Source organism: Myxococcus virescens (assembly GCF_900101905.1).
In the GTDB taxonomy this organism is placed as follows: domain Bacteria; phylum Myxococcota; class Myxococcia; order Myxococcales; family Myxococcaceae; genus Myxococcus; species Myxococcus virescens.
Genome location: NZ_FNAJ01000002.1, coordinates 21,831 through 35,845 on the forward strand (window position 1 = coordinate 21,831; position 14,015 = coordinate 35,845).

Below are 14,015 nucleotides of genomic sequence, written 5' to 3' on the forward strand. Positions count from 1 at the left end.
ACGCGGACTGATGGATAGCGCACGCTTGGCGCCGCGCCTCCGCCTTCATCCGGGCACGATGGCGCGCCACGCGGTGTAATCCCACGCCGCCAGTTGTTCCAGGGGCCGGTCCGCTCCTGGGAGCCCGGAGACGCCGGGCCGAGTTCCTGACCACCGCACACCAGGTGACTTCTTCATGTCGCAGGACGGGATTCCGACGATGGTGCCGTTGCAGCGGGGGGGCATCCCCTTCAGCCGGGGAGCCACCGTGGCCAGCCGGCTGACGCTGACGCACCTCCGGATTTCGGATGAAGCCCCGCATCGCCAGGCGAAGGCCGTTTCGGACGCCCCCGCCGTGCTGCTGGTGGATGACCATGTGTCGAACCTGGTGGCGCTGGAGGCCATCCTCGAGCCGCTGGGCATCCGCATGGACAAGGCCTGTTCGGGGGAGCAGGCCCTGCGCTTCCTGCTGCGCGAGGACTACGCCGTCATCCTGCTGGACGTGCGGATGGCGGGGCTGAGCGGCTTCGAGACGGCGGCGCTCATCAAGCAGCGTGAGCGCACGCGCAACGTCCCCATCATCTTCCTCACCGCCTACGGCCGCGATGACGCGGAGCTCGTCACCGGCTACGCCACCGGCGCGGTGGACTTCCTCCAGAAGCCCTTTCCGCCGGAGGTGCTGCGCTCGAAGGTGTCCGTCTTCGTGGAGCTGTTCCGCGCGCAGCAGCAGGTGCGGCGCCAGTCGGAGCTGCTGCGGCAGAAGGAAGCCGAGGCGCGGGATGCCGCGCTGAGGGCCGCGGGCTACATCGACCGGTTGCGGGACTTCACCGCCCGGCTGTCGGAGGCGGCCACCGTGCCGCAGGTGTGCCGCGCGCTCTTTGAACAAGGGCTGGTGGCCGCTGGCGCGAAGGCGGGCACCGTCAACCTCCTGGACGCGGAGGGCGAGGCGCTGGAGGTGGTGGATGCCATTGGCTACCCGGAGAGCGTGCTGAGCCGGTGGCGGCGCATCCCGATGACGGCGGCCATGCCGCTGGCGGAGTCGCTGCGGGAGCAGCAGGCCATCTGGGTGGGGTCGTCGGAGGAGTGGAGCGCGCGTTATCCCCTCATGGATACGCGAGGCCTTCACGAGGCGGCGCTCGCGCTGCCCTTGCTGGTGAAGGGACGGGCGCTGGGCGCCATTGGCCTGTCCTTCGCGCGGCCCCGGACCTTCACGGAGATGGACCGGGCCTTCTTCACCGCGCTGGCGCATGCGTGTGCCCAGGCGTTGGACCGGGTGCACCTGACGGCGGAGGAGCGCCGGGCCCATGCCGTGGCCCGGGCCGCCGCCGCCCGGCTGCAGATGCTCACGGAAGCGTCCGACGCCTTCGATGCGACGAACCGCGACCTGTCCGTGCTGCTGGACACCATCACCCGCCAGGTCGCCTACTTCCTGGGGGACACGTGCACGCTGTGCCTCCTGTCCGACGACGCGACGCGGTTGGAGGTGGCGGCCAGCCATTCCAATCAGGGGGAGGAGGGGGCGCCGCTGCTCCCCGGTGAGGGGCTGAGCGACTTCGTGCTCCGTGGTGGACGGCCGCTCCTGGTGCCCGAGCTGTCGGAGGACCAACAGCGGGAGCTGGGACAGGGCGAGGCGCTGCGCAGCCTGCTGTGCGTGCCGCTGCGGACGCAGGGCAAGGTGGTGGGAACGCTGTCGGTGGGGCGCATGGGCCCGGGCCGGAGCTTCACCCAGGAGGACCAGGAGCTGGTGGAGGAGCTGGCGGCGAAGGCGGCGCTCTCCATCGAGAACGCGCGCCTGTTCGCGGAGCAGCAGCGGTCGCAAGAGGAGCTGCGCCGGCGCGCCGAGTTCGAACAGCAGCTGGTGGGCATCGTCTCCCACGACTTGCGCAATCCCCTGGCGGCCATCTCCATGTCGGCGGGGCTGCTGGAGAAGAAGGGTGTGTTGACGGAGCCGCAGAAGCGCATGGTGTGGCGCATTGGCCAGGCCACCGAGCGCGCGGCCCGGATGATTCGCGACTTGCTGGACTTCACCAAGGCCCGGCTGGGCGGCGGCATTGCCCTGCACCGTCAGACCACCGATTTGCGGGAGGTGGTGCACCAGGTGGTGGATGAGCTCCTGGTGGCCAACCCCGGGCGTCGCGTGGAGGTGGAGGTTCAGGGCGAGGTGCGCGGCGAATGGGATTCGGACCGCATCGCCCAGGTGCTCACGAACCTGCTGGGCAATGCCCTGGCCTACAGCCCCGCGGACGCCCCGGTGCGGGTGGACGCGCGGCTGGAGGGCGAGGCCGCGTTGCTGTCTGTCTTCAATGGGGGCGCCCCCATTCCCCGTGAGTTGTTGCCTCGCCTGTTCGAGCCGCTGACGCGGGGCGCGTTGAAGGAGGGGCAGTCCACCCGCAGCATCGGCCTGGGGCTCTACATCGTGCAGGACATCGTGCGCGGCCACGGTGGCGGCGTGGAGGTGGTGTCCTCCGAGCAGCATGGCACCACCTTCACCGTGCGCCTGCCGCGTGCGGCGGGCTGAGTCGCCCGCCCCGTCCATCGATTGGCTCTACGATGTGGGAGACCTCAACGGTGACGGCCCATCCGTCCTGTGCCAGGTCCACCGGATGACAGGTGCCGCCACGACGCCGGAGCAGGCCTTCCTCGGCGGTGCCGCCGGACCCGCGGTGCGCGACACCGCCATCATGGATTGAGCCGGAGTCCTGGGCGCGCGCGCCGGGGCCCTGGCCGTTCGCGCAGGGCCATTGTGGAATGAAGACACCGCGGCGGCTGCCGGGCCGCGTGGCGCGTTGGCACTGGCGCGGAGTGAGCACTGAAAGTCGCGCCAGTACCCACGTACAAGTTCGCGCTCCCGGAGATTCGTCACTCTTGTCCCGTGTGCGTTCCGCGACCGAGCGTCGAGCATCGGGGCTGGAGGGCGTGCCAGGGGGACATCGATGGGGGTGTGTCTGTCGTCGAAGTGGGGCTCCGCCTGGACCTGGACGACGCATGCGGGAGGCGCCGCGCCCTGTCTGCGCTTCGAGGCGGTGCGAGGGACAGCGGGGGAGGTGCTCGACTTGCGCCAGGCCGCGCTCGAGGCGTCCGCCGAGCCGGTGGCCCACGATTGGGTCCTGCCTCCATGGGTGTCGCGCTGGGAGCAGGAGGGCGTGCGAGGGCTGTGCCTGGAGGACTGCGTGCGCGTGGTGGACACGGGCGAGCCGGTGTCCGTCGTGCTGCGCATCACCCGCGAGGGCATGGAGGCGCGCTTCCGGGCCGTGGGCGTGAAGGCGTTGGATGCCTTCGTGCTGTGGCTGCTGCCCGATGACACGGACGACGCGCAGGCGCTTCGCGAGGCGCTGGAGCGTGAGCGCGAGGCCCGCCACCGGGCGGAGGGCGCGCTGGAGCACGCGACGGCCCGGCTGACCCGCGAGGCCCTGGATGGCAACGCGCGCCACCTCGCGCTGGAGCGGCTGACCGAGGAGGCGGAGTTTCGTGAGCGGTTCATCGGCATCCTCGGGCATGACCTCCGCAACCCCCTGAATGCCATTGCCCTGTCCGCGCGAGCCCTGGCGCAACGCACGCTGCCGGCGGCCCAGCAGCAGCAGTGCGCCCAACGAATCGAGGCGAGCGCCGCGCGGATGGGCGCCATGATTTCCGACATCCTCGACCTCACCCGCGCGCGTCTGGCGGGCGGCATCCCCCTGCACCTGGGGACGGTCAGCCTGGCCATCGTCTGCCGGATGGTGGTGGAGGAGCTGTCCGCCGTGCATCCGGACCGGCACATCACCCTGGACGTGGAGGGCGCGTCGGAGGGCTTCTGGGACGCGGACCGGATGGCGCAGGTGCTCAGCAACCTGGTGGGCAACGCGCTGGAGCACGGCGCCGAGGACACGCCCGTCCGGCTCAAATGTATTGCCGTGGACGGTGAGCAGGTCCTGGAGGTCCACAACGCCGGGGCGCCCATTCCACCTCAACAACTGGAGACATTGTTCGACCCGTTTCGCCAGGTGGGCACTGCGCCTGGGAAGGGCCACCGTCGTGGCGCCGGTGGCCTGGGGCTGGGACTCTTCATCGTGAAACAAATCGTCCAGGCGCACGGAGGCGCTGTGTGCGTGTCTTCCTCCGAGGCAGAGGGAACGACCTTTACGGTGAAAATGCCACGAGACGCGCGACAGTCGCAGGAGCCCGCACCCTTGGGTGTGAGACATCGCGTGTAACTGCAACGTTGGCGGCTGGGCGGATTGAACGCTGAGCGTCAGCCGGCGCACGGACTACGTGTTTGCCGCATGACCGACGTGCGCGAACTGCCCGAGAGGGCACCTGTCAGAGGGGAAAAGAAGGACTACCGGTTATCTTGGCCGCGAGAAACGCGGCTACCCCCAAAAACCGGAGGCAGCCATGTATCACCACCCCACCTCGAAGACCTGTTCCAGCTCCAAGGTCACCTACGCCGGACGCCGTTGTGCGCACCGGTGGGAGCTGCTGCCAGCGTTGCTTCTTGTCGCCGCCGTGGGGTGTGGCCCGGCGGAGCCAATGGATACGGCGAGCGAGACGCTGGGCACCCAGTCGGACGCGTTGGTGTCGTCCAATGGCTTGTCCACCAATGGCTTGTCGACGAACGGGCTGTCGACGAACGGCTTGTCGACCAACGGCCTGTCCACCAATGGCTTGTCGACGAATGGACTGTCGACGAACGGCTTGTCGACGAATGGGTTCAATACATGGTTCAGCGCGGACCCCGTCAAGGCCGAGGAGGTGATGCGATACATCGTCCGGTGCGCGCTCGCCTCCGGCCAGTCCCTGACGTACACGCATGCGGGCACCACGCACACCTGGCATGGCTCCCTGGGGCTGGCGCCGACGTGGTCGAACCCCACGCCTCCGCCTCCGTCGAGCCCGGGCGCCCCGGTTGCCCCGGAGCCCGAGCAGCAGCTGGTGTCGAGCTGCCTGGCGGCACACGTGAACAAGTACGGTGTGCATCTGAACATCTCCGTGCAGGGCAAGGACTCGCAGGGCGTCCTCATTCCGACGACGGCCGAGGAGCTGCAGATCTACAACCAGAACGAGGCCGTCTTCTTCGGCAACCTCTTCAATGGTCAGGGACTCTTCGCGGCCAATGACGCGCCCTACCTGGCCTACGACGAGAGCACGGTGCGCGCGTGCGGCCTGTCGTCGTGGAGCGGGGACCCGGACTGCGCGGCCGTCATCACCCACGTGGGGGCTGCCCTGACGCACTGCCAGCAGGACTCCACGCGGACGTACTACACGCGCTGCACGTACAACGGCGTGACGTACCGCCCGCTCACCACCCGCATCCGTCCCCAGGACATCTACAAGTGCGGTGATGGGACGTGCCAGCTCTCCGAGCGCTGCGGCACCAGCAACACGCCGGACAGCTGCGCCGCGGACTGTGGCGCCTGCTAGGCGCTGATGTCTTCGCGGCGCCCCCGTGCCGCGCGCAGTGGCGGCCTTTCCTCCTACCCCTCGGGAGGATGCCATGGAAGTCCCAGTCTGTCCGAGCGCGGCGGCCGCCGCATCCAGGCTGAAGATGTGGGTTGTCTCCGGGCCCTCCCCGCACGCCCGGCTCATTCAAATGGCTGTCCGCGAGATGCATCCACACCTCCCGCGCTTCGCTGGGGGCAGGGAGCGGTTTGCCTGATGCGTCGTTGTTCACGGCCGTGGGTCAGCGGACCGCGACCTGATGGAAGGACGGCAGTCCCTGAGTGGAGCCTTGCAGGCGGGGTGGGCCGCCATGGCCGCCACGCTATGCGGGGCACCATGCTGGCCATGCCTGCCTGGCGGGATGGTCATCAACGGGGGATGCCTTACCTTGCGGTTCTGGTATTGATGCTATATCTGGTTTTGGATGTTACGGCGATTCGCGCTGGTGGCGTGTGCGGGCGTGCCGCTCGTGAGTGCGTGCGGCTCGTCAGCGACTGCTGGCAGTGTCGGTCCGCCTGCTGCTGCGAAGTGGGTTGGACCGCCGGTGCCCAGCCCCGCTGGGGGCACCGTGCGCTTCGCGCTCTACTACGGACCCTGGTCTTGCAGCGCAGGGTTGTATGCCCGCTGTGAGCGGCGCTGCGCCGCAGAGGGGCATGTCCCGTTGTTGGGCTGCATCTGGCTCGCGGACATCAAGGGTGCCTGGACAGGCCGCTGGGCCGCACTGCCAGCCGAGGCAGGTGGGCGTCTGGCCATTACCCACTGCTGCTGTAGTTTCCCTGAGACGAATTCCGCCAGCTTGCGGCGGACGTGGAACAACGCACGCAAGGGCTACCGGAATGAATGGGCTCGCGAGTTTGGAGAGTGGCCGAAGGTACCCGGCGGCGACATGTGGCCAGGGCATCACATCCGAGACCTCATGCATGGAGGACACCCAACAGCGCGGGACAACGTGCTGCCGGTGCCCCCCGCCGTTCACGAAGTCATCAACGAAGCGTATCCAGCATGCTACGCGAGTGAGCCACGGTGGCGGACCATCGGGCCGGACAGGCCGTATGCCGACTGAGCACATGAAACAACTGCTGGCCGAGGTGACAGCGCACCACTTTCCGAACGCACCCGCTACGCCCGCTCAGATCGCCGCGTTCGAGGCTCGCGTGGGCTGGCGCCTCGATGCGGACCTCCGCGCGTTTTATCTGCACTGCGACGGCGGCACGCTGTTTGAGCCACGGCCGGACCAGAACTTCCGCATCCTGCCCCTCAATGAAATCCAGCGGGCTCGCGTCGCGATGCGCGGGAAGGACGACGACTCCCGGGGGCTCGCGTCCTGGTGGACGCTCGTCTACCTCGGTGATTCCGACTACTGCTTGTTGGACGTGGCAGCTCAGCCTGGGCCGTATCCCATCCTTGATGCCTTCCACGAATCGTATCCACGGTTCGTGGACCCGATTGCACCGTCGTTCGGGGCATGGCTGGAGCGCACGTTGTGCAGCAATAACCAACTCTGGTGGCTCCCCGAACCCGAGAACGACTGAGGGGCCCCGGCTCACTCCTGCGCTTCACGGCGGAGGTTCAGGGACCACGCTTGAAGATGTCGCTGCCGGGCATGCTGCCCCGCCGGTCAACCTCTCGCCGCGCTGGATGGGGCCGCACCCTGCGTACAGGATGACGACGTATTGGGTGACGGACCTTGCGTGCATCGTCGCCGACCGTTGCTTGCAGTCGTTCCTGGGGGAGGGGTACATGAAGGCGTACCCCATCGCCCACCTGTTCGTGGACACGCGTGTGCTGCGAATCCTTGCCGGCGCGAACGAGATCATGAAAGAGCTCGACGCCCGTTCCCTTTAGACCCACATCCCCGTCCCAAGGAGGCTCTTCGTGAGCCAGGAAGCATTCATCTTCGACGCCGTCCGGACCCCTCGCGGCAAGGGCAGGAAAGGCGCGCTGCACGGCACCAAGCCCATCACGCTGCTCACCGGGCTGGTGGACGCGCTCAAGAAGCGTCACCCGAACCTGGACCCCCAGCGTATCGACGACGTGGTGCTCGGCGTCGTGTCTCCGGTGGGTGAGCAGGGCGCCGACATCGCCCGTACCCTGGTGCTGGCGGCGGGGCTGCCAGAGACGGTGGGCGGCGTGCAGCTCAATCGCTTCTGCGCGTCCGGCCTCACGGCGGTGAACATGGCCGCCCAGCAGGTGCGCTCGGGCTGGGAGCACCTGGTCATCGCGGGCGGCGTGGAGAGCATGTCGCGCGTGCCCATGGGCTCGGACGGCGGCGCCTGGGCCATGGACCCCGCCACGAACTTCGACACCTACTTCGTCCCGCAGGGCATCTCCGCGGACCTCATCGCCACCATCGAGGGCTTCACGCGCGAGGACGTGGACCGCTACGCTGCCCGTTCGCAGCAACTGGCGGCCCAGGCGTGGGCTGGCGGGTACTTCAAGAACTCCGTCGTCCCGGTGGTGGACCAGAACGGCCTCACCGTGCTGGACCATGACGAGCTCATGCGCCCGGACTCCACCGTGGCGTCGCTCGGCAAGCTCAACCCGTCCTTCTCCGTCATGGGCGAGGCGGGCGGCTTCGACGCGGTGGCCCTGCAGAAGTACCACTTCGTGGAGCGCATCGAGCACGTCCACACGCCGGGCAACTCGTCGGGCATCGTGGACGGCGCGGCGCTGGTGCTCATCGGCTCCGAGCAGGTGGGCAAGTCGCTGGGCCTCACGCCGCGCGCGCGCATCGCCGCGGTGGCCACGTCCGGCTCGGACCCCACCATCATGCTCACCGGCCCGATTCCGGCCACCCAGAAGCTGCTGGAGATTGCGGGCCTGTCGGTGAAGGACATCGACCTGTTCGAACTCAACGAGGCCTTCGCCTCGGTGGTGCTCAAGTACCAGAAGGACCTCGGCATTCCGGACGAGAAGCTGAACGTGAACGGCGGCGCCATCGCCATGGGGCACCCGCTGGGCGCCACGGGCGCGATGATTCTGGGGACGATGGTGGACGAGCTGGAGCGACGCAAGGCGCGCCGCGCGGTCATCACCTTGTGCGTCGGTGGTGGCATGGGCGTGGCCACCCTCATCGAGCGCGTCTGAGCTTCTCTTCCAACACTTCGACAGGATTCGAGCGAACCCCATGAGCGAGCAGAACACCATCCGCTGGGACAAGGACGCCGACGGCATCGTCGTCTTGACGTTGGATGACCCGAACCAGTCCGCGAACACCATGAACGCCGCGTACCTGAAGTCCATGCGCGCGACGGTGGACCGGCTGGTCAAGGAGAAGGACACCGTCACCGGTGTCATCCTCGCCTCCGCGAAGAAGACCTTCTTCGCCGGTGGTGATTTGAAGGACCTGCTGAAGGTGCGCAAGGAGGACGCGAAGCAGGCCTTCGAGCTGGGGCAGGAAATCAAGGCGCAGCTGCGCACGCTGGAGACGCTGGGCAAGCCCGTGGTCGCGGCCATCAACGGCGCGGCGCTGGGCGGCGGGCTGGAGATCGCGCTCGCCTGCCACCACCGCATCATCGCGGACGTGAAGGGCGCCCAGGTGGGCCTGCCGGAAGTCACGCTGGGCCTCTTGCCCGGCGGCGGCGGCGTGGTGCGCACGGTGCGGATGCTGGGCATCGTGGACGCGCTGATGAAGGTGCTGCTCCAGGGCCAGCGCTACCGCCCGCAGGAGGCGAAGGAGGTCGGCCTGGTCCATGAGGTGGTGGCCTCCGTGGAGGCGCTGCTGCCCGCGGCCAAGGCGTGGGTGAAGGCCCATCCCACCGCGCAGCAGCCGTGGGACGTGAAGGGCTACAAGATTCCGGGCGGCACGCCGTCGTCTCCGGGGCTGGCGGCGAACCTGCCCGCGTTCCCCGCGAACCTGCGCAAGCAGCTCAAGGGCGCGAACATGCCGGCGCCTCGCGCCATCATGGCCACGGCCGTGGAGAGCACGCAGGTGGACGTGGACACCGCGTTCACCGTGGAGTCGCGCTACTTCACCGAGCTCGTCACCGGGCAGGTCGCGAAGAACATGATTCAGGCGTTCTTCTTCGACATGCAGCACATCAACTCCGGTGGCGGCCGTCCCAAGGGCTACCCGCAGCACACCGCGAAGAAGGTGGGCGTGCTGGGCGCGGGGATGATGGGCGCGGGCATCGCCTACGTCTGCGCGAAGGCCGGCATCGACGTGGTGCTCAAGGACGTGAGCCTCGCGTCGGCGGAGAAGGGCAAGCAGTACTCCGTGAAGCTGGTGGAGAAGGCCATCCAGAGGGGCAAGTCCACGAAGGAGAAGGGGGACGCGCTGCTGGCGCGAATCCACCCCACCACGGACGCCACCGACCTCAAGGGGTGTGACCTCGTCATCGAGGCCGTGTTCGAGGACGTGAAGCTCAAGCACCAGGTCTTCCAGGAAGTGCAGGACGTGGTCGCCCCGGACGCGGTGCTCGGGTCCAACACGTCCACGCTGCCCATCTCCGTGCTCGCCGAGGGCGTGAAGCGGACGGAGGACTTCGTGGGCATGCACTTCTTCTCGCCCGTGGACAAGATGCCGCTGCTGGAGCTCATCGCGGGAAAGAAGACGAGCGACGCCACGCTCGCGAAGGCCATCGACATCGCGGTGCAGATTGGGAAGACGCCCATCGTCGTCAACGACAGCCGGGGCTTCTTCACCAGCCGCGTCATCGGCACCTTCCTCAACGAGGCCATCGCCATGGTGGGCGAGGGCATCTCGCCTGCCTCCATCGAGCAGGCCGGCCTCCAGGCGGGCTACCCCGCCGCTCCGCTTCAGTTGGTGGACGAACTCACGCTGACGCTGCCGCACAAGATTCGTCAGGAGACGAAGGCGGCCACCCTGGCGGAGGGCAAGCCCTGGGTGGAGCACCGCAGCTACGCCGTGATGGACGCGATGATTGACCAGCACCAGCGCAAGGGCCGCTCCACGGGGGGCGGGTTCTACGACTACGTGGACGGCAAGCGCACGGGCCTGTGGGCGGGGCTGGCGCAGCACTTCACCAGGCCCGGCCACACCATCCCCTTCGAGGACATGAAGGAGCGGATGCTGTTCGCCGAGGCCATCGACACGGTGCGCTGCTTCGACGAAGGCGTGCTGCGCTCCGCCGCGGACGCGAACATCGGCTCCATCCTCGGCATCGGCTTCCCGGCGTGGACGGGCGGCGTGGTGCAGTTCATCAATGGCTACGAGGGCCGGACGGGCAACGGGCCGCGGGGCTTCATTGCCCGCGCGCGTGAGCTCGCGCAGCGCTACGGTGCGCACTTCGAGCCGCCGGCGTCGCTCGTCGAGAAGGCCGAAAGAGGCGAACTCTTGAAGTAGCAGCTCACACACAAGGAGAGGTCCGATGACGCAGGGCTCCAGTCGTCTCGCCGCTGTTCCGCCGTCGTTCGATGCGAAGGCGCTCGTCGAGAAGCAGCGAGCCCGTTTCGAGACCCGTGCCACGCTGCCGCTGGCGTGGCGACGGGAGCAGTTGCAGGTGCTCGAACGGGCGGCACGCAAGTACGAGGCGGAGATTCTCGCCGCCCTGCAGTCGGACCTCTCCAAGAGCCCCGAGGAGGCCTACCTCACGGAGGTGGGCAGCATCTACGGGGAGCTGAAGGACGCGCTGAAGAACGTGAAGGCGTGGATGGCGCCGCGCAAGGGGGCGGCGCCGCTCGCCATCCAACCCGCGCGCGTCTTGCAGTACTCGGACCCGCTGGGCGTGACGCTCATCATCTCCCCGTGGAACTACCCCTATCAGCTGGCGATTGCTCCGCTCATCGGGGCGCTCGCCGCGGGCTGTACCGCCGTGCTGAAGCCCAGCGAGCTGTCCCCGGCGACGTCCGCCGTGCTCTCGCGGATGCTGAGAGAAGCCTTCCCCGAGGACGTCGTCGCCGTCGTGGAGGGCGGCGCGGAGGTGAGCCGGGCCCTGCTCGACGAGCGCTGGGACCTCATCTTCTTCACCGGCGGCCCCCAGGTGGGCCGGGTGGTGGCGGAAGCCGCGGCGAAGCACCTGACGCCCACGGTGCTGGAGCTGGGCGGCAAGAGCCCCTGCATCATCGACAAGAGCGCGGACCTGGAAGTCACCGCGCGCCGCATCGCCTGGGGCAAGTACCTCAACGCCGGGCAGACCTGCATCGCCCCGGACTACGTGCTCATTCCACCCGAGCTCAAGGGCCGCTTCACGGAGCTGGTCCAGAAGGCCGTCACCGACTTCTACGGCGCGAACACGCGTGAGAGCCGCGACTATGGCCGCATCATCAGTTCGCGGCACTTCGAGCGCGTCTCGAAGCTGGCGCAGGACGGGACCGTGGCCTTTGGCGGTGAGCGGGACGCGGACAGCCGCTTCTTCGCGCCCACCGTCATCACCGACGCGCCGCTGTCCAGCCCGCTGATGCAGGAGGAGATTTTCGGGCCCCTGCTGCCGGTGGTGGACTGTCCGAGCATCGACGAGGCCATCCGCTTCGTCCGCGCGAGGCCGAAGCCGCTGGCGCTCTACACCTTCTCCAAGGACGCGGCGGTGAACGAGCGCGTCCTCACGGAGACGTCGAGCGGCGGCGCGGTGGCCAACGACGTGTGCGTCCACTTCGCCGCGAAGGGCCTGTCTTTCGGAGGCGTGGGGGAGTCCGGCACCGGTGGCTACCACGGCCAGGCCAGCTTCGACGCGTTCAGCCACCGCAAGGGCGTGGTGAAGCGGCCCTTCCTGCTCGACATGAAGCTGCGCTATCCGCCCTACACAGGGAAGCTGGGCCTCTTCAAACGCTTCCTGTGACACGGAGGCCGTTGCCGGGCGCATCTGCCGACAAGCGCGTTTGTTTTCATATCCCCGAGGGAAAGTTGGAGTCGAAGCGCTCCCGGAAAGGTCAGACCGCCCCGATATGAATCTCCCTGCGCGGCGCTATTCGGGGCGTCGCCGAAAGGGTTTCCTTCACAATGAATATGTCATTGATTTCCCTCGGGCTCTTGGTCGGCATGGCAGGGGTCGGCTGCGCGGGGCTCGACGAGGCCGAGGCGGTGGACGCCTCCGTATCGACGGACGCGACCTCCCAGGTCACCCAAGACCTGGTCACCCAGGTCACCGGTACCAGCCCGGTCACCTTCGTCGCCATGTCGGGCAACGAGACGAAGCCTTACGACCAGTCCGCCACGTCGGTGGTGGCATACCTGCGGGACTCATCGACCGGGGCGTTCACGGCCTATCCGGGCACGGGCTCCGCGGACGGCACCATCTCCGTGCCGAACGTCCCTTCCGGCCGCGTCTACCTGAAGCTGGGCTCGCGCTACCTGGTGAGCACCGGCCGCGCGTTCGATCTGGGCTCCACGGAGTGGGGCCGCGATGGCACCTTCGCCTCGCTGCCCACTCCCGTGACGGTGTCCGCCACCGGCCTGTCTCCCTGGCAACCGGGGGACTTCCTGGACATGTATTCGTTGAACCCGGGCGCGTTCGGCTACGTCGACAGCATTGCCACGGGGCGCCCCCTGGCGGGCGCCACGTCGCTCTCCGGGCTGAGCTTCGATTACGCCAACATGCTCAACCCGGTGCTGCTCGACAGCGGCCGCGGGGATGTGTTCTCGCTGGCGCAGATGCGGTGGCAGACGAGCGCGAATGGAGTGCCCTACCGCGCGATGCACAAGGTGCTCGACACGAGCATGACACAGGTGGAGGGCCAGCCCGTCACCGTCAGCGGAACCTTCACCCAGCCCGTCGCGACAGGCACCTTCGCGGTGGACTGGAGACGCTCGGCCTTCGAAGCCATGCGCACCCAGGTGAACCCGGACGCGGTCAGCACGTACAACGAGATATGGATGTCCGCCCGGCCGGCCGCGCTGAGCTCGGCGCTCGCGTCCATCAGCGGGCCGCCGCTGCTCGTGAAGCTCAATCCTGACACGCAGCGGACCGACATCGTCACGGGGAGCATGACCTACAACAACCCGCTCCCGGCGACGTGGCAGAAGGTGGCGCTCGCCGCCGCGGGCTTCACGAAGAGCTACGCGCTGGGAACCGCGACGCCCTACACCATGAGCGTGGACATCCGCGTGGACCAGGAGGCGAGCGCGTTCACCGCCGCGCCCGTGGAGCCCCTCGTCGGGCCGGTGCAGGCGCCCCTGGTGAACACGCGCGGCGCGTTCCAGAACCTCACGGGCGTGGGGACCGACGCCTCGCTGCGCTGGTCGAAGCCGCTGGTCGGCACGGCCACGAACTACGTGGTGAACATCTACCGGCTCGGCACGAGCAACGGCTCCACCACCGCGACGCGCGTGGCGATGCTGCACACGGATCTCCAGAGCGTGTACCTGCCCCCGGACGTGCTGCGGGCGGGCGGGACGTACTTCGCGGAAATCCAGAGCTGGTACCAGCCCGGCTCGAGCCTCGCGACGAGCCCGTTCAAGCGCTCGCTGCCTCGAGGCCGCGCCAGCGTGCTTACCGGCATGTTCAGCCCGTAGACGTTGAAGTCCTGGGAAGGGAGGGAGCCCGCTCCCTCTCTTCCTCACGAGCCGCATCGCTTCCGGGGGTAGGCTCATCATACGCAGCGCGTTGGGGATTCCCGGTGCGGGCTCGCGTCCGTTGGCTGCTGGTGGGAATCGCGTAGGGTGGATGGATGGCTTCGAAGCGCGTTCCCACCGTCACTGAGATCGGGCCCGGCACCTCGGG

10 protein-coding genes are annotated in these 14,015 nt (G+C 68.2%); all 10 read left to right on the plus strand.

The window, feature by feature from the left end; translation table 11 throughout:
• Positions 1-175 precede the first annotated feature (175 nt).
• The 10 genes from BLU09_RS06505 to BLU09_RS06555 all read left to right on the plus strand — a co-directional run bounded on the left by BLU09_RS06505 (position 176) and on the right by BLU09_RS06555 (position 13,807).
• The gene (locus BLU09_RS06505; protein WP_090487142.1) at positions 176-2,497 is read left to right on the plus strand and encodes a hybrid sensor histidine kinase/response regulator; all 2,322 of its coding nucleotides are present in this window, start codon (positions 176-178) and stop codon (positions 2,495-2,497) included.
• A complete protein-coding gene (locus BLU09_RS06510) occupies positions 2,484-2,669 on the plus strand; it encodes a hypothetical protein (protein ID WP_090487145.1) in 186 nt (61 codons plus the stop codon). Before BLU09_RS06505 ends, BLU09_RS06510 begins: the two co-directional genes overlap by 14 nt.
• A 243-nt stretch (positions 2,670-2,912) precedes the next feature.
• Entirely contained in the window at positions 2,913-4,172 is a 1,260-nt protein-coding gene (locus BLU09_RS06515) for a sensor histidine kinase (RefSeq protein WP_090487148.1), read from the plus strand.
• 181 nt (positions 4,173-4,353) lie between these two features.
• Positions 4,354-5,379 carry a hypothetical protein gene (locus tag BLU09_RS06520; RefSeq protein ID WP_090487151.1) on the plus strand — a complete coding sequence of 342 codons (1,026 nt, stop codon included), beginning with the start codon at positions 4,354-4,356 and terminating at the stop codon, positions 5,377-5,379.
• Between the two features lie 1,085 nt (positions 5,380-6,464).
• Positions 6,465-6,929 carry an SMI1/KNR4 family protein gene (locus BLU09_RS06530; protein WP_244171477.1) on the plus strand — a complete coding sequence of 155 codons (465 nt, stop codon included), beginning with the start codon at positions 6,465-6,467 and terminating at the stop codon, positions 6,927-6,929.
• 130 nt (positions 6,930-7,059) lie between these two features.
• Entirely contained in the window at positions 7,060-7,242 is a 183-nt protein-coding gene (locus BLU09_RS06535; protein WP_090487160.1) for an acyl-CoA dehydrogenase family protein, read from the plus strand.
• 30 nt (positions 7,243-7,272) lie between these two features.
• The gene (locus BLU09_RS06540; protein ID WP_011556908.1) at positions 7,273-8,484 is read left to right on the plus strand and encodes an acetyl-CoA C-acetyltransferase; all 1,212 of its coding nucleotides are present in this window, start codon (positions 7,273-7,275) and stop codon (positions 8,482-8,484) included.
• Positions 8,485-8,524: 40 nt separating this feature from the next.
• Positions 8,525-10,702, plus strand: coding sequence for a 3-hydroxyacyl-CoA dehydrogenase NAD-binding domain-containing protein (locus tag BLU09_RS06545; RefSeq protein ID WP_090487163.1), 2,178 nt, complete (start codon positions 8,525-8,527; stop codon positions 10,700-10,702).
• 25 nt (positions 10,703-10,727) lie between these two features.
• On the plus strand, positions 10,728-12,134 hold the full coding sequence (locus BLU09_RS06550) for an aldehyde dehydrogenase family protein (RefSeq protein WP_090487166.1): 1,407 nt from the start codon (positions 10,728-10,730) through the stop codon (positions 12,132-12,134).
• Between the two features lie 161 nt (positions 12,135-12,295).
• Complete coding sequence (locus BLU09_RS06555) at positions 12,296-13,807, plus strand: ABC transporter substrate-binding protein (protein ID WP_090487169.1); 1,512 nt, start codon at positions 12,296-12,298, stop codon at positions 13,805-13,807.
• Positions 13,808-14,015 lie beyond the last annotated feature (208 nt).

What these genes read in the sequence shown, in the direction of transcription:
- BLU09_RS06555 (WP_090487169.1), top strand. Translation starts at nt 12,296, where the DNA reads ATGAATATGTCATTGATTTCCCTCGGGCTCTTGGTCGGCATGGCAGGG.
- BLU09_RS06530 (WP_244171477.1), top strand. Translation starts at nt 6,465, where the DNA reads ATGAAACAACTGCTGGCCGAGGTGACAGCGCACCACTTTCCGAACGCA.
- BLU09_RS06550 (WP_090487166.1), top strand. Translation starts at nt 10,728, where the DNA reads ATGACGCAGGGCTCCAGTCGTCTCGCCGCTGTTCCGCCGTCGTTCGAT.
- BLU09_RS06535 (WP_090487160.1), top strand. Translation starts at nt 7,060, where the DNA reads ATGACGACGTATTGGGTGACGGACCTTGCGTGCATCGTCGCCGACCGT.
- BLU09_RS06505 (WP_090487142.1), top strand. Translation starts at nt 176, where the DNA reads ATGTCGCAGGACGGGATTCCGACGATGGTGCCGTTGCAGCGGGGGGGC.
- BLU09_RS06515 (WP_090487148.1), top strand. Translation starts at nt 2,913, where the DNA reads ATGGGGGTGTGTCTGTCGTCGAAGTGGGGCTCCGCCTGGACCTGGACG.
- BLU09_RS06545 (WP_090487163.1), top strand. Translation starts at nt 8,525, where the DNA reads ATGAGCGAGCAGAACACCATCCGCTGGGACAAGGACGCCGACGGCATC.
- BLU09_RS06520 (WP_090487151.1), top strand. Translation starts at nt 4,354, where the DNA reads ATGTATCACCACCCCACCTCGAAGACCTGTTCCAGCTCCAAGGTCACC.